Genomic DNA, 15,904 nt, shown 5'->3' on the forward strand with positions numbered 1-15,904 from the left:
GCTGGCGTCGAGGGCGGCGCCTCAAAACACCGCCTTGCCGTCGCCGCCGAGCATCGCCTTGCGCACGAGCGGGATCGGTGGCCCGCCGAAGCTGAGGAAGGTGTCGTGGAACGCCTTCCAGCCGGCGCGGCCGCCGTGCTTGGCGGTCCAGTCGGCGCGCAGGCGGCGGATCATCAGCTTGCCCATCGTGTAGTTGAGATACGCCGGATCATAGGTGCCGCGCGCCGATTGCTGGCGGGCGTTGCCTTCGTCCTGATAGCATTGCTCGACGAACATCTTGCGGGACTGTTCCTGAGTCATGCCGCGCGCGTGCATCCCGATCGCCGAAAGGTAGCGGCAGTCGCGCAGCAAAGCGTTGGAAAGCTGGCCGATGTGAGTCTCGGCATCGCCTTTGTGGAGGCCGGCTTCCCACATCATCTCCTCGGCATAATGCGCCCAACCCTCGGCGAAAGCATAGCCGACGAACAGCCGCCCGAACAAAGACGGCGAATGGTTGGCGTGGCGGAACTGAAGGAAGTGGCCGGGCATCACCTCATGGACGGTGGTGAACAGCAGGTCGTTCTTGCCGGGGATGAAATCGAGCTGAACCTGCTTGCTCCACGCCGGATCGGGCGGGGAGATGTAATAGACCGAGGGGATGCCTTTCTCGAACGGCCCCGGCGGATCGATATAGGCGGAGTTCTGCCGGTTGTAGGGCGGGCTTTCCTCAACCAGCGCCTGCTCGGTATCGGGGATCGAGACGATATCGTTCGCCAGCACGAACGCGCGCAGTTCGGGAATCTGCTTGCGCGCTTCTGCGACGGGATCGTTGTTGGCGGGCTTGTCGGCATTCGCCTTGGTCATGCAGGCCGGCACGGTCGCACCCGGCGCATACTCCGCGCACGCCGCGACCAGCGCCTTGCGGTTGCGTTCGAGATCGGCCTTGCCCGCCGCTTCGAGCGTGTCGAGCGGCACGTCGACGCCTTCGGTCATGCTCAGCATTCGCGAGAAGCGGTCTGCGCCGAGCGCGAAGCCTTGCGTCGCGGTCGGGCGCTGGCTCTCCAGCCAGGCGGCGAGATCGTTCATCGCCTTGCTCGCGGCGGCCGCCGTCTTGGTATATTCGTCCTGCAACGCCGGGCTGTTCACGCCGGCGAACGCCTTCTTCGCGTCGTTGCTGTAGTAATCGGCAAAGCCCTTGAACGCCGCCGTGCCGAAATCGATGTAGCTCGCCGGCATCGGCGTCTTGAGGTTGGCGCGGATGTTGGCGGCGGCCTGCGGAATCTTGTGAAGGAAAGTGATCATCGCGCGCATCCGCGTCGCGGGATCGGCATAGTTGCGCGCGATGTACACGTTGGGATCGAGACCGCTGTTCACATACCACGCCGGATTGTGGTGCGGCTGATCGGCATCTTCGAGCCAGAACAGTTTGCCCTGCGCGACCGTGATCAGATACTCGCGTTCGAACGCGGCCTGCTTGTCGAGCTTCGCGGGATCGAACGCTTTCGCCTTGGCGACCGCGTCGCGCAGGAAATCGCCCTGCCGCTTGAGGCCGGCGGCGCTCCAGTCGCCCAGGCCACCGTCGAAATCGTGACGGCCCTGATAGACCGCGTCCGCCGGCGAGACCTTGAACCAATCCTCGATGAACGCGTCGCGGAACGCGGTCCAGTTTCCGGTCGGCAGCGGCGCGAGCGTTACGGCGGTGGCGGATGGGGTGGGGGACTTGGCGGTGCAGCCCGCAAGAGCAAGGGCGGCGGCGCTGGCCAGCCAGATGGTACGCATGGACACTCCGATTCGGGTTGCGTGCCGATGCTGGCAGCTTGCAGCGGCACGCGCCAGCCCCCGGGGAACGGGGTTCCGGCCGGATCGTTCTGGCTTCGATCCGATGGAGATGACCGATGCCGTATATCAAGACACGCGACGGAACCGACCTCTATGTGAAGGACTGGGGCGAGGGCCGTCCGGTTGTGCTGATCCACGGCTGGCCCCTGTCGTCGGACAGTTGGGACGCGCAGGCGCTGGCGCTCGCCGACGCGGGCTTCCGCGCCATCGCCTATGACCGGCGCGGGTTCGGGCGATCGGGCCAGCCGTTTTCGGGATACGACTATAATACGTTGAGCGATGATTTGGCTGACGTGCTGGACGCCACGGGCGCGCAGGATGCCACGCTGATCGGCTTCTCGATGGGCGGTGGCGAGGTTGCGCGGTACATGAGCCGCCATGACGGGCGGGGCGTGATCGGCGCCGGACTGATCTCGTCGGTCGTGCCGTATATGCCGCAGGCCGAGGATAATCCGCACGGCGCGCCCGTCGAGCAACTGACCGAGATCGTCGAGAGCATCAAACAGGATCGTTACGGGTTCTTCGCGACGTTCTTCAAGCAGTTCTTCGGGATGGGGTTCATCTCCTCGCCGGTCAGCAACGAAGTGCTCGCCTGGGCGCAGCAGACCGCCAACATGGCTGGACTGAAGCCGATCCTCGCCTGCGCGGAATCGTTCAGTTTCACCGATTTCCGCCCTGATCTGGGGGCGTTCCGTGTGCCGACGCTGATCGTCCACGGCACCGCCGACAAGACGGTGCCGATCGACGCGACCGCACGGGTTGCCGCCAAGGCGATTCGCCAGTCGCAGCTCGTCGAATATGACGGCGCGCCGCACGCGCTGACGATCACCGAGCGCGACCGCTTCACGCGCGATCTGCTGACCTTCCTCGGCCACAAGCCGACGATCGAAGAAGCGAACACGTTCGAGGAAGAAATCCAGCGCGAGCAGTTGCTCAACCCGCAACTCGCGCCGATCATTCCGTGAAGTAGAGCGCGAAACCATGATCGTCGCCCCGGCGCAGGCCGGGGCCGCGGTGTACTCTGGCGGGCGAACCGCGTAAAACGCAGCGGCCCCGGCCTGCGCCGGGGCGACGGTATTTTGGTTATTTCAGCGGGACGATCACTTCGTCAGGGTGTGCGACGTTCAGATCCTTGCGGACCAGTTCGTCGACCATGTCGGGATCGGCGTTCTTCGGGTCGAGCAGCGCGACACGGTTCTTGAGCACCTCGCGCTGTTTGGTGAGCGCAGCAAGCTCGGTGCGCTTGCGCTCGAGATGCTTCTCGATGTCGCCATAGGCCAGCGCGCCGTTCGGGCCGATGATCGCGTAGGCGCCGAAGAAGGCGCCCACGGTCAGCAGGGCCGCAGGCGGCCCCGCTTTTCGCAGGACCGTCCGGAACGACGTCCGTTTCGGGGTTGTACGCTTTACCATGTCGCGATTCTCGCGCATCGCGACTCGCGGATCAACCCCGAATTAACGACTTTCTTTACGATACGGCGAATTACTTACGCAGCACGCCCCGGCCGGCATAAACCGCCGCATCGCCCAGCTCTTCCTCGATGCGGATGAGCTGGTTGTACTTGGCGAGCCGGTCGGAGCGGGCGAGGCTGCCGGTCTTGATCTGACCGCAGTTGGTGGCGACGGCGAGATCGGCGATCGTCGAATCCTCGGTCTCGCCCGAACGGTGCGACATGACCGCAGTGTAGCGCGCGCGCTGCGCCATCGACACGGCTTCGAGCGTCTCGGTGAGCGTGCCGATCTGGTTGACCTTGACGAGCAGCGAGTTGGCGTAGCCGCCGTCGATGCCGCGCTTCAGGCGCTTAGGGTTGGTGACGAACAGGTCGTCGCCGACCAACTGGCATCGGTCGCCGATCAGATCGGTGAGCGCCTTCCAGCCCTCCCAATCGTCCTCGCTCATGCCGTCCTCGATCGAGAAGATCGGGTAGCGCGCAACGAGATCGGCGAGGTAACCGGCCATTTCGTGGCTGTCGAGGATCTTGCCCTCGCCCGAGATGTCGTACTTGCCGTTCTTGTAGAATTCGGTGGCGGCGCAATCGAGCGCGATCATCACGTCGTCGCCGGGCGTGTAGCCGGCCTTTTCGATCGACGACATGATGAAGTCGAGCGCGTCGGTGGTGCTGGCGATGTTGGGGGCGAAGCCGCCTTCGTCGCCGACCGAGGTGGCGAGGCCCTTGTCGTGCAGGCCCTTCTTGAGCGTGTGGAAGATTTCCGATCCGCAGCGCACCGCTTCGAAGATCGACGACGCGCCGACCGGCACGATCATGAATTCCTGGAAGTCGATCGGGTTGTCGGCATGCTCGCCGCCGTTGATGATGTTCATCATCGGCACCGGCAGGACATGCGCCGAGACGCCGCCGACGTACTTGTACAGCGGCAGCCCGCGCGCATCCGCCGCCGCCTTCGCCACCGCGAGGCTGACGCCGAGGATGGCGTTGGCGCCGAGCCGACCCTTGTTCTCGGTGCCGTCGAGCGTGATCATCGCGGCGTCGACATCGGCTTGATCCTCGGCGTCGAGACCGACGACTTCGTCGGCGATGTCGTCGTTCACCGCATCGACCGCGCCCTGAACGCCCTTGCCCGACCAGCGGCTCTTGTCGCCGTCGCGGCGCTCGACCGCTTCATGCGCGCCGGTCGACGCGCCCGAGGGAACGGCGGCGCGGCCGAAGCTGCCGTCTTCGAGCATGACATCGACTTCGACGGTGGGATTGCCCCGGCTGTCGATGATCTGGCGAGCGTGGATGTCGATGATTGCGGTCACGAAACGATCCTTCTATCGTTGGCGTCAGGCGTGCTTGGCGGGGCCTGTATCTGCAATCGCCACGGGCGGCAATTCGTTGCCGTAATGGAACCGCGCCTTGCCCCGCCGGTTGAGGCCGTAATGGATTTGGAAAGGGCATCTCATGGCCGATGAAACCGTAAACGAACCGACCCCCGGCGTGCTGAACGATGCGCCGATCGATACGCCAGAAAGCACTGAGCCGTCCGCGAAGACCAGCGCCGAGGCGGAGGCGCCGAATGTGACTCAGACGCTCAAGGATGGCGCGGCGAAGCTCGCCAAGGAAGCGACCGACCGGGCGCGCACCTTCGCCGAGGACGGCAAGGCGCGTGCGGGTGGTGCGCTCGACGAGCTGACCAAGATGATCTCCGACGCGGCGGATACCGTCGATGAGAAGGTCGGTCCGCAATATGGCCAATATGCGCGGACGGCGGCCGAGACGATCGGCAACTTCTCCGAGCAGCTCAAGGCGAAGGATCTCGAGGATCTGATCGAGGACGCACGCGGTTTCGTCCAGAAGAGTCCGGCGATCGCGATCGGCACGGCGGCGGCGATCGGCTTTGTTGTGGCGCGCCTTGTCGCCTCGGGGCTTACCCCCGATACCGTCGATCAAGCCTGATCGACCACCACGGTTTCGGGGGAAGCATGGCGGAAAACACCACTGACGACGGCATCGGCACGCTGATCTCGCGGCTCGTCGAAGACGCCAAGGCGTTCGCGTTCGCCGAGATCGCGGTGTACCGCGCGCGCCTGATGAAAGCCGTGGCGGATTATCGCGCCGCGGCGATCCTCGGTGTGGCCGCGCTGATCCTGGCACACGCAGCGGTCATCGCGCTTCTGGTCGGCATCATCCTGAGCGTCGCGCAGGCGCTCGGGCCGATCTGGGCGACGGTGATCACGGTCGGCGGGGCGCTGCTGGTCGCGGGGGTACTCGTGTGGATCGCGGTGTCGATCGTCAGCGCGAAAGGGAAGGCACGATGAGCGACGCTGTCGATCCGGTCGTGGTCGCGCAGGAGCGGGCACGCATGGCGCGCGCGCGGCTGGAGACTTCGGTCGCCGCGTTGCGCGAGCGAGTCGACCCGCGCACGATCGCGAGGAACGCCACCGAGGGCCTGCGCGAGCAGGGCGAGGCGGCGGCGGCTGCGGCGCGGCGCAACCCGGGCATCGTTGCCGGTGCGCTCGCGGTCGCGGGGCTGCTGATCGCGCGCCGGCCGGTGCTGGCGCTGTTTCGCCGACGCCGCAAGGATACGAAGGTGGCGCCCAAGCATTCAATCACTCACACTGCCCGCGAGGGCGCGAAAGGAAAGCCGCAATGACCCAGACCGATGACGCCCTGACCGCGGAAGTGTCGGACGCCACGCCGGCGAAAGCGACCATTCGCGATACGATCGAGACCACGCTGGATACCGCCAAGGAATCCGCGAACAAGGCGCTGGTAACGGCCAGCGAAGCCGCGCGTGAGACCGCGCGGAAGACGGCGGAAGGGATCGAGGCGAATCCGCTCTCGGTGCTGGTCGGCGGCGTCGCGCTCGGTGTGTTGGCTGGTGCGCTGATCCCCCGTGGTGACAGCGAGACCAGGCTGCTCAAGCCGGTCGGCCGCAAAATCACCGATACCGCGCGTGGCGCGGTCGAGGCGGCGAAAGATGCCGGCAAGGCTGAGCTCGCCGGGATCGGCCTCAGCCGGGCGGCGGCGAGCGACACGGCGGGCAAGTTGGTCCTGACCGTGCTCACGGCTCTCGCGACGGCCGGTGTCTCGGCCGCGAAGAGTGCCGCCACCAAGCAATAGGACTACCGCGCCGCGGCAATAGACGAATATTGCTGCGGCGCATGCCAATGCGTTTTCCCGGGAAACCAAATCCCGCTTCGCGCGTTGGCAATTGACTGGGGTGGAACCATGAGGGTCTGCTTCCACGCAGGGGGCAGAACCGTTTGATCGCGCCGGGTTTTTCGACAAGTTGGTTGGCGATTGCGGTGATGGGCGCCGCGCCGCAGCAGGTTTCATCCGCGCAGCAGGTGCCGGCTCCGCCGCAATCCGCGCAATCCGATGATCGCGCGGCCGAACAGCCGATCGTGCCCGAAGCCGAGTTCGACAAGGCGCTGCCGCCGCTGAGCAGCGACATCAACGCACCGCTTGAACAGATAACGCTTGAGCCGGTCGGTACGCCGCCGCCCGTGGCCGCCACACCGCCGGCTACGAACGGCACCGCGACGGTTCAGCCTACGCCCGCTACCGTTGTTCCGGCGCCGGTGGACCTCGATCAGCCGCTACCGCCGCTCGCGAGCTTCGATTCGGTTCCCCTCGTCACCGTCGCGGACAAGGCCGAGAAGAACCCGGAGATCCGCTACGAAACCGTCGTCGCCGGGCTCGACAAGGTTGGCCTCGAAGACGAATTCAAGGCGCATTCGGTCCTCAAGGGCAAAGGCAAGGCCGCCAATGCGGCGGTCGTATCGGCGCGCGCGCATGAGGATGAGGAACTGGCCGGACGGGTGATGCGCGCGGCTGGCTATTATGACGGCACCGCCGTCGGCACGATCGAGACGATCCCCAACGAACCCGGTCGCGTGCGCGCGCGCATCAACGCGACGCCTGGCAAGCTCTATCATCTCGGCGCGGTCAAGGTCGATGCACAGCCGACCGTACCATCGGACCTGATCGCCAACGCGCTCGCCCTCAAGACGGGTGATCCGATCGAGGCTGGGCGCGTGCAGGGCGCGGAGGCCAATATCGCGACGGTGCTGCCGCAGAACGGCTATCCGTTCGCCAAGGTCGGCCAGCGCGACATCCTGCTCGACGAACTGACCACCACCGGCGACTATACGCTGCCGATCGATACCGGGCCGCGCGCGACGTTCGGCGGGTATACGACCACCGGCAAGCTGGCGTTCGACGCGCATCATGTCGGCGTGCTGGCGCGGTTCAAGCCGGGGCAGATCTATGACAGCCGCAAGGTCGATGATCTGCGCCAGGCGCTGATCGCGACGGGGCTGTTCTCGACCGCGTCGGTGGAGCCGGTCAAGACCGGCAAGCCAGGGCCGGAGGGCACCGAGCAGGTTGATCTGCTCGTGCGGCAGGTCGCCGGTCCGAAGCGTTCGCTGTCGGTGAGCGGCGGCTATTCGACCGGCGAGGGTTTCAAGCTCGAAGGCAGCTTCACCAACCGCAACCTGTTCCCGCCCGAAGGCGCGCTGATCCTCAACGTGGTCGGCGGCTCGCAGGAGCAGGGCGCCGGCGCGACCTTCAAGCGATCGAACGCGGGCAAGCGCGACCGCACTTTCAGCGCGGGCGTGACCGCCGATCATTCGAACTACGATGCGTACAACGCCTTCACCGGCACGGTGTTCGCGCGGATGTCGTATGATTCCACGCCGATCTGGCAGAAGAAGTTCACCTGGGCGCTGGGCGTCGAACTGACTGGCACCAACGAAAGCGTGTATGATTTCGGCCGCGCGCGCGACGTGCGGCGAACCTATTTCATCGCCGCTTTGCCCGGGCAGGCGCAATGGGACACGACCGATAGCCTGCTCAATCCGACCAAAGGATATCGCGTCAAACTGAGCCTCAGCCCCGAGACATCGGTGCAGGGCAATATCAGCCCCTATGTTCGTTCGCTTGCCGAGGTGAGCGGCTATTATCCGATCAGCGACAGCATAGTGCTGGCCGGGCGGGTGCGCGCCGCCTCGATCGCGGGCGTATCTCGCGACGATCTCGCGCCGTCGCGGCGCTATTATGGCGGCGGCGGCGGATCGGTTCGCGGCTATGGTTATCAGCGGCTCGGACCGTTCGACCCCAAGGGCGATCCGGTCGGCGGGCGCTCGCTCAACGAATTCTCGATCGAGGCGCGCTACCGCTTCGGCAATTTCGGCATCGTGCCGTTCTTCGATGGCGGCAACAGTTATGAGAGCGTGCTGCCCAAGGGGCAGGATCTGCGCTTCGGCGCGGGTATCGGCGGGCGGTTCTACACCAATTTCGGCCCGCTGCGCCTCGACGTCGCGACGCCGCTCAACAAACGCAAGGGCGACGGTTTGATAGCCCTCTATATCTCGATCGGGCAGGCATTCTGATGGCCAGCGAAGCCCCCGATCAGATCGTCATCGCGCGCGCGCCGCTGTGGCAGCGTATCGCCAAGTGGGTTGGCCTCGCGCTCGCCGTGCTGGCGTTGCTGGTCGTCGCACTTGTGTTTGGTATCAACACCCAGCCGGGGCGGCGCTTCCTCGCCAACACGATCGGCGGCTATACGCTCGCCTCTGGCCTGAACGTGACGGTCGGGCGGATCGACGGCTCGATCTACGGCGCGATGGTGCTGCGTGACGTTCGCGTGCGCGATCAGCAGGGGGTGTTCCTGACCTCGCCGGCGATCGCGGTCGACTGGCGACCGTTCGCGTTCGTCAACAATCACGCCGACGTGAAGAGCGCGACCGCGCAGCTCATCACCATGACGCGCATGCCGGTGATGAAGCCGACGCCGACCGATCCCAACGCGCCGACCTTGCCGAGCATGGACATCGATGTCGGCCGGCTGAAGATCGACCGGTTCGTGATGCAGAAGCCGGTTACGGGGCAGGCGCATATCATCGCGATCGACGGCCTCGCGCACATCGCGGACCGGCGCGCGCAGGTGACGGCGAACGTCGCGGCGCTCGCCGGACAGGGAATCGCCGGCGGTGACCGGCTCGCGGTGAAGCTCGATGCCGTGCCCGACGACAACAAACTCGACATCGACGCCAAGCTCGCCGCGCCGGCGGGCGGCGTCGTCGCGACGATCGGCAAGTTGACCGCACCGCTCGACCTGACGATCGGCGGCACCGGAAGCTGGAAGGCGTGGAACGGCAGAATCGCCGGCACGCTCGGCGGCGCCTCGCTCGCCGACCTGACGCTCACCGCCAATGACGGCACGTTCAAGCTGCGCGGCAACGCCCACCCCGGCCTCTATCCGAGTGGCGCGCCCAAGGACGCGGCAACTCCGGTCAACCCGGTCGCGCGGCTGACCGCGCCGCAGCTCGACATCGCGCTCGACGCGGTGATGAACAAGCGTGTCGTCGATACCAAGCTGACGTTGCGTTCTGCTGCGCTCGCGCTGGCCGGGCAGGGGCGGCTTGATCTCGCCGCGAGCAGGTTCGGCCAGCTCAAGGTCGATGCCAAATTGCTGACGCCCGGGGCGATCGCGCCCAACCTCAACGGCCGCGACGTAGTGGCGAGCGTGGTGCTCGACGGTCCGTTCGCGACGCCGACCGTGAATTATGTCGTGCAGGGCGCGTCGATCGGCTTCGGCGCGATCCGGGTCGACAATGTCTATGCCTCGGGGCTGGCGACGGTCGATGCCAAGCATATCCTGATCCCGGTCAACGCGCGCGCGTCTCGGGTGGTCGGGCTGAACGCGGCGGCGGGTGGCCTGCTCCAGAACGTCGCGATCAACGGCAGTTTCGCGATCTCGGGCGACAAGGTGCTGTCGGACAATCTGCGCATCCGCTCCTCTAAGATCGACGCAACCGCGCTGGTCGTCGCGGATCTGTCGAGCGGCACGTATCGCGGTGCGCTCAACGGCAAGGTCAACAATTACCGGATCGAAGGCTTCGGCATCGTCAGCCTTGCCACGGATGCCAAGCTGGTGACCGCGCCCAAGGGCGGGTTCGGCATCACCGGCCACGTCGTCGCGCGGACGTCGCAGATCTTCAACGAAGGCGCGCGCAACTTCCTCGGCGGCAACGCAATCGTGAAGGCGGATGTCGGTTACGATCCCACCGGAATCATCACCTTCCGCAACCTCAAGCTCGCCGCGCCCGATTTCTCGGTGACCCGCGGCGAGGGGCGTTACGATCCGGCCGGACCGCTGTTGGTCAATGCCGATGCCTATTCGAAGCAATATGGCCCGTTGACGGCACGGGTGACCGGCACGGTCGCCAAGCCGGTGGTGCTGCTGCGCGCGCCGCGGCCGGGCGTTGGCGTGGGTCTCGTCAATCTCGAGGCGCAGGTGCGTGGGACCGGCTCGGCCTATGCGATCGTTGCCAAGGGCGGCACCAATTACGGGCCGTTCACCGCCGACGTGGTCGCGGCAACCGCGCCGACGCTGACCGTCGATATCCGCCGCGTGCAGTTCGCCGGTGTCGTCGCCAGCGGCAAGGTTCAGCAACTCAAGGCCGGTCCGTTCTCGGGCCGGGTTCAGTTCGCCGGAGCGGGCATCGCCGGCGCGGCGGTGCTGGGGGCGCAAGGGTCCGTGCAGCGCGCCGACATCGCCGCGACTGCGACTAACGCGAAGATTCCGGGTGCGACCGCGTTCACCATCGGCCGCGCGATCATCAAGGCGCAGGCGATCCTGTATCCCAAGGCGCCGCAGATCATCGCGGACGCGCAGATCGGCAACCTTCGTTATGGTGAGGCGGTGATCACGGCTGCGCGCGCCAAGGTGAATTACGCCGGTGGCGCCGGTACGGCCCAATTCCTCGCCAACGGGTCGAGCGGCGTGCCGTTCCGACTGGCTGCGAACGCCAAGCTCAGCCCCAAGCTGTGGCTCGCGGCGCTGCAGGGCCAGGCCAACGGCATCGACTTCAAGACCGTCAATCCGGCGCGGATCGCGATCGACGGCAGCAACTACGCACTCCAGCCGACCCGGATCGATTTCGGCGGCGCGGGCGGCGGCTCGGCGCGGATCGCGGGCAGCTACGGCAAGGGCATGACCGTACAGGCGCGACTCGACCGGATGGACCTGTCGATGGTCAACGCGCTGGTGCCCAACCTCGGGCTTGGCGGCACGGCGACCGGCGGCCTGGACTTCAGCCAGCCTACCGGGACGAGCTTCCCGCAGGCGACCGCCCGCCTGAACATCGCCAACTTCACCCGGTCGAGCCTTGCCACCGTATCCGAGCCGGTCGGCATCGTCTTCGTCGGCAAGCTGCTGCCTGATGGCGGCGACGCGCGCGCGATCATCACGCGCGGCGGCACCACCGTTGGCCGGATGGTCGCGACGCTGCGTCCGCTCGGGTCGAGTTCGGGAAGCTGGACGACGCGGCTGATGTCGGCGCCGCTGGCGGGCGGTATCCGCTACAATGGCCCGTCGGCGGTGCTATTCTCGCTGGCGGGTCTCGCCGACCAGCAGTTGAGCGGGCCGGTCGCGGTGGCGGCGGATTTCTCCGGCCGCGTCTCAGCGCCGCAGCTCAACGGCCTGATCCGCGCCGACAACCTGACCTATGACAACGACACCTACGGCACGCGCCTGACCAATATGAAGATCGCCGGCCGCTTCACCAACGACCGGCTCGAGATCACGCAGATGAGCGCCAAGGCTGGCGACGGTACGGTGCAGGCGCAAGGGTCGGTTGGCTTCGCGGCGGATTCGGGCTTCCCGATCAACATCCAGGCGACGCTCGACAAAGCGCAACTTGCCAAGAGCGATGCGCTCGGCGCGACCGCAAGCGGCACGATCAAGATCACCAACAGCAAGGCGGCCGGCGGCAAAATCACCGGCGACATCCGCATCCCCAATGCGCGCTATGAGATCGTCACACAGGGGCAGGCCGAAGTGCTCGAACTGACTGGCGTGCGCCGCAAGAGCGATCTGGTGAAGGCCGGCGCGGCGGGACAGGCACCGCCCGCCGCCGCGCCGGTCGGGCTGTTCCAGCTCGACATTCGCGTGCGCGCGGCCGATCAGTTGTTCGTCAGCGGCATGGGGCTGGAGTCCGAATGGTCGACCGACATGCGTGTCACCGGCAGCTCGGCGAACCCCAAGATCGTCGGCAATGCGACGATCGTGCGTGGCACCTACACCTTCTCGGGCAAGCGGTTCGATATCGATCGCGGCATCGTTCGCTTCAACGGTGGCGCGCTGTCCGATCCGCAGCTCGACATCAGCGCGACGACGACGGTCGATACCGTATCGGCGATCATCGCGATCGGCGGCACCGGCCAGCATCCGCAGATCACCTTCACCTCGACGCCGACGCTGCCGCAGGACGAAGTGCTCAGCCGGCTGCTGTTCGGCACCTCCGTCACCGATCTGTCCGCGACCGAGGCGATCCAGTTGGCGGCGGCGCTCAACTCGCTGCGCGGTGGTGGCGGCGGTCTCAACCCACTCGGCAAGCTGCGCTCGGCGACCGGGTTCGATCGGCTGCGCATCGTCGGCGGCGACAAGGCGACCGGGCAGGGCACCTCGCTCGCGGCAGGCAAGTACATCACCAAGAACATCTATGTGGAGATCATCACTGACGCGCGCGGCTTCACCGCCACGCAGTTGGAGATCGCGCTGACCAAGGGGCTGAGCGCGCTGTCGCAGGCGGGCACGTTCGGCGGATCGAACGTGAGCGTGCGCTACAAGAGGGATTTCTGATCCGCGCGCGATGACCTATCGCCGCGCCCGTGGAGGCGGGTGTGGCGACAGAACATTTCGACGTGGTGGTGATGGGCGCTGGGCTGTCCGGGATCGGCGCGGGCTATCATCTGCAGACCGAATGCCCGGATCGCTCGTACGTGATCCTCGAAGCGCGGGATGCGATCGGGGGCACGTGGGATCTGTTCCGCTATCCCGGCATCCGCTCGGATTCGGATATGTTCACGCTCGGCTACGGCTTTCGGCCCTGGACCGGTACTAAGGCGATCGCCGACGGCGCCTCGATCCGGGAGTATATCCGCGAGACGGCGCGCACGTTCGGGATCGATCGCCACATCCGCTACGGCCACCGTATCCGCAGCGCCGCGTGGTCGAGCGCGGACGCGTTGTGGACCGTCGAGGTCGACACGCCGCAGGGCGCACGTACGTTTACCTGCGCGTTTTTCGTCGGATGCAGCGGCTATTATGATTATGCGCGCGGCCACGCGCCGCACTTTGCCGGTGCGGAGTCGTTCGCGGGGCGGATCGTCCATCCGCAATTCTGGCCCGACGATCTCGAATTTGCCGGCAAGCGCGTGGTGGTGATCGGCAGCGGCGCGACGGCGGTGACGCTGGTGCCCGCGCTGGCGGCGAAGGGCGCACACGTGACGATGCTCCAGCGATCCGCGAGCTATGTGGTGGCGCTGCCTGCCGAGGATGCGTTCGCGCGGCGCATCCGGGCGTGGCTGCCGGCTGGACTCGCGCATCGCGTCATCCGCGCGCGCAGTATTGTGGTGCAGATGGCGTTCTACCGGCTGGCACGCTGGCGCCCCGCAGCCATGCGAACCAAGCTCGCCGCGATGGCGCAAGCGCGGCTTGGGCCTGATTATGACGTCGCCACCCATTTCACGCCGAGCTACGATCCGTGGGACCAGCGCATGTGCCTCGCCCCCGACGGCGATCTGTTCGACGCGATCAACGCGGGCAAGGCAGCGGTGGCGACCGACCGGGTGGCGCGCTTCACCCGCTACGGGGTGGCGCTCGAATCGGGTGTGGAATTGCCCGCCGACATCATCGTCACCGCGACCGGGCTCGAAATCCTGCTGCTCGGCGGCATCGCGCTGTCGGTGGATGGTGACGCCGTCGATCTTGCCAACCGCTACAGCTACAAGGGGGTGATGTTCAGCGACGTGCCGAACCTCGCGCTCGTGTTCGGCTATACCAATGCGTCGTGGACGTTGCGTGCTGATCTCGCCAGCAGCTATGTTTGCCGCCTGCTCAACACGATGCGTCGGCGCGGCGCGCGACAGGTCACGCCGCGGCTCGGCGGTAGGCCGGTGTCGGCGCTACCGTTCGTCGATTTCACATCGGGGTATATCGCGCGGGCCGCTGGCAAGCTGCCCAAGCAGGGTGACCGGCGACCCTGGCGTATGCGTCAGAATTACGTGGCGGATTTGCTCGGGTTGCGGTTCAGCCGGGTCGATCGGGACTTGGAATTTTCCAACCCGAAAACGACGGTATCATGATTTGAACGAGCGAAGACCACGGGTACGCGAGGACGCTCACAAGCTACCGCACTGCACAAAAAGCGTTGCCGCGCTCGTGTGATTGATTAGGGCTGGGACGCTATGGCTCAAGGCGATTTTCAGGCGCAGCGATTCGTGCGTGCGACGGGCAAGGTCTCGCCGGCGTTGGTGCGCATGGCATACCGGGCGCGGCGGGCTTAAAGATGCCATCGCCAATCCATCATGATGGCGGCAGAGAAGGTCTGGATCGCGCACCCGCCTTCGCCGTATTTCACGCACACCAAGTCGTCCTCGAAACGGACGCGACGTTCGACCGGCCGCGCGCCGAATGTCAGGAGACCGCATGACCGAAGATCAGGCCCAGCACTCCGGCACCGGACCCGATGACCGAGGGGAGGATCAGCGCGCGGATCAGACGCCGTCTGGCGAGGTCACGCCGCAGAAGCCATCGCTGCTCAAGCGTCCTTTGTTCTGGTTCGGCGTCATCGGCGTGGTCGCGGTGTTCGCGATCGTCGGCACCTTCTACTTCCTCGACGCGCGGCAATATGAATCGACCGACGACGCCTTCGTCGATGCGCATATCGTGCGGATCGCGCCCAACGTCGCCGGCACGCTGATCCAGGTCGCCGACCTCGACAACCGCCACGTCACGCCGGGGCGGCTGCTCGCGGTGATCCAGCCAAACGGACCCGAGGCGTCGCTGGCGGAGGCGCAAGCCAATGTCAGTCAGGCGCAGGCGCAGGTCGAGCAATCGCGTGCGCAGGTCGTCGCCGCCCAAGCCGCCGCCGCCAAGGCGGAGGATCAGGCGCGGGGACCGCTTGCCGATGCGCAGAAGGCGGCGCAGGATCTCGCCCGGTACGAAGCGTTGCAGCGGATCGACGCGCAGGCTGTCGCCGGGCAACAGCTCGATGCGGCGCGTGCCGCCGCCCGCTCCGCCGCCGCCGCCGCTGATGCGGCGCGGCGCGAGATCACCAGCGCACAAGCGCAGGTCGAGGTCGCAAGGCGGCAGGTTGCCGCCTCGGAGGCGGTGATCGGTGCGCGTCAGGCGCAGGTGAAGCAGGCCAACGTCACGCTCGGCTATCTGCGCCTCACCGCGCCGGTGGCGGGGCAGGTGGTCAACCGGCAGGTCAATGTCGGCTCTTATGTCGGGCCGGGCACGCAGTTGATGGCGATCGTGCCCGATCACGTCTGGATCACCGCGAACTTCAAGGAAACGCAGCTCCGCGATATGAAGATCGGCCAGCCGGTCGAGATCAAGGTCGATGCCTATCCCGACATCAAGTTCCACGGCCATATCGATTCGGTCCAGCGCGGGGCGGGGCAGGCATTCGCGCTGTTGCCGCCCCAGAACGCGACGGGCAATTACGTCAAAGTGGTGCAGCGCGTGCCGGTGCGGATCGAGTTCGACCGCGACAAGGATTCGCCCGATCCGCGCAAATACCCGATCGGCCCGGGTATGTCGGTCGTCCCCACCGTCAAGGTGCGCTGAG

Annotated in this window: 12 protein-coding genes; 9 read left to right on the forward strand and 3 right to left on the reverse strand. The window is 66.3% G+C overall.

Features of this window, described 5'->3' with window-relative positions; translation table 11 throughout:
- Positions 1-21: 21 nt before the first annotated feature.
- Positions 22-1,758 (reverse strand): DUF885 domain-containing protein, encoded by a 1,737-nt coding sequence (locus tag J0A91_RS13445; protein WP_069205339.1) that lies wholly within the window; start codon positions 1,756-1,758, stop codon positions 22-24.
- 116 nt (positions 1,759-1,874) lie between these two features.
- Between J0A91_RS13445 and J0A91_RS13450 the strand changes: the two genes are divergently transcribed.
- On the forward strand, positions 1,875-2,783 hold the full coding sequence (locus tag J0A91_RS13450) for an alpha/beta fold hydrolase (protein ID WP_083224672.1): 909 nt from the start codon (positions 1,875-1,877) through the stop codon (positions 2,781-2,783).
- A 118-nt stretch (positions 2,784-2,901) separates the two neighbouring features.
- Here the strand turns inward: J0A91_RS13450 and J0A91_RS13455 are convergent, their stop codons facing one another.
- Positions 2,902-3,246 (reverse strand): FtsB family cell division protein, encoded by a 345-nt coding sequence (locus J0A91_RS13455; RefSeq protein ID WP_240502008.1) that lies wholly within the window; start codon positions 3,244-3,246, stop codon positions 2,902-2,904.
- 52 nt (positions 3,247-3,298) lie between these two features.
- Entirely contained in the window at positions 3,299-4,576 is a 1,278-nt protein-coding gene (eno, locus tag J0A91_RS13460) for a phosphopyruvate hydratase (RefSeq protein WP_069205340.1), read from the reverse strand.
- 142 nt (positions 4,577-4,718) lie between these two features.
- On the opposite strand from eno, the gene J0A91_RS13465 reads away from it, so the two are divergent.
- The 8 genes from J0A91_RS13465 to J0A91_RS13500 all read left to right on the forward strand — a co-directional run bounded on the left by J0A91_RS13465 (position 4,719) and on the right by J0A91_RS13500 (position 15,903).
- Positions 4,719-5,213: a hypothetical protein gene (locus J0A91_RS13465; protein ID WP_069205341.1), complete on the forward strand. Its 495-nt coding sequence runs from the start codon at positions 4,719-4,721 to the stop codon at positions 5,211-5,213.
- Between the two features lie 26 nt (positions 5,214-5,239).
- Positions 5,240-5,575, forward strand: a complete 336-nt coding sequence (locus tag J0A91_RS13470) for a phage holin family protein (RefSeq protein ID WP_069205342.1) — start codon at positions 5,240-5,242, stop codon at positions 5,573-5,575.
- Complete coding sequence (locus tag J0A91_RS13475) at positions 5,572-5,910, forward strand: hypothetical protein (RefSeq protein WP_069205343.1); 339 nt, start codon at positions 5,572-5,574, stop codon at positions 5,908-5,910. The genes J0A91_RS13470 and J0A91_RS13475 overlap by 4 nt, the downstream gene beginning before the upstream one ends.
- The gene (locus J0A91_RS13480; protein ID WP_069205344.1) at positions 5,907-6,380 is read left to right on the forward strand and encodes a hypothetical protein; all 474 of its coding nucleotides are present in this window, start codon (positions 5,907-5,909) and stop codon (positions 6,378-6,380) included. The genes J0A91_RS13475 and J0A91_RS13480 overlap by 4 nt, the downstream gene beginning before the upstream one ends.
- 188 nt (positions 6,381-6,568) lie before the next feature.
- A complete protein-coding gene (locus J0A91_RS13485; protein ID WP_069207310.1) occupies positions 6,569-8,653 on the forward strand; it encodes an autotransporter assembly complex protein TamA in 2,085 nt (694 codons plus the stop codon).
- Positions 8,653-12,909, forward strand: coding sequence for a translocation/assembly module TamB domain-containing protein (locus J0A91_RS13490; RefSeq protein WP_069205345.1), 4,257 nt, complete (start codon positions 8,653-8,655; stop codon positions 12,907-12,909). The genes J0A91_RS13485 and J0A91_RS13490 overlap by 1 nt, the downstream gene beginning before the upstream one ends.
- Positions 12,910-12,980: 71 nt before the next feature.
- The gene (locus J0A91_RS13495; protein ID WP_206365050.1) at positions 12,981-14,414 is read left to right on the forward strand and encodes a flavin-containing monooxygenase; all 1,434 of its coding nucleotides are present in this window, start codon (positions 12,981-12,983) and stop codon (positions 14,412-14,414) included.
- 343 nt (positions 14,415-14,757) lie between these two features.
- Positions 14,758-15,903 carry an HlyD family secretion protein gene (locus tag J0A91_RS13500; protein ID WP_069205346.1) on the forward strand — a complete coding sequence of 382 codons (1,146 nt, stop codon included), beginning with the start codon at positions 14,758-14,760 and terminating at the stop codon, positions 15,901-15,903.
- The last annotated feature ends 1 nt before the right edge of the window (position 15,904 follow it).

Source organism: Sphingomonas panacis, from assembly GCF_001717955.1.
Classification (GTDB): domain Bacteria; phylum Pseudomonadota; class Alphaproteobacteria; order Sphingomonadales; family Sphingomonadaceae; genus Sphingomonas; species Sphingomonas panacis.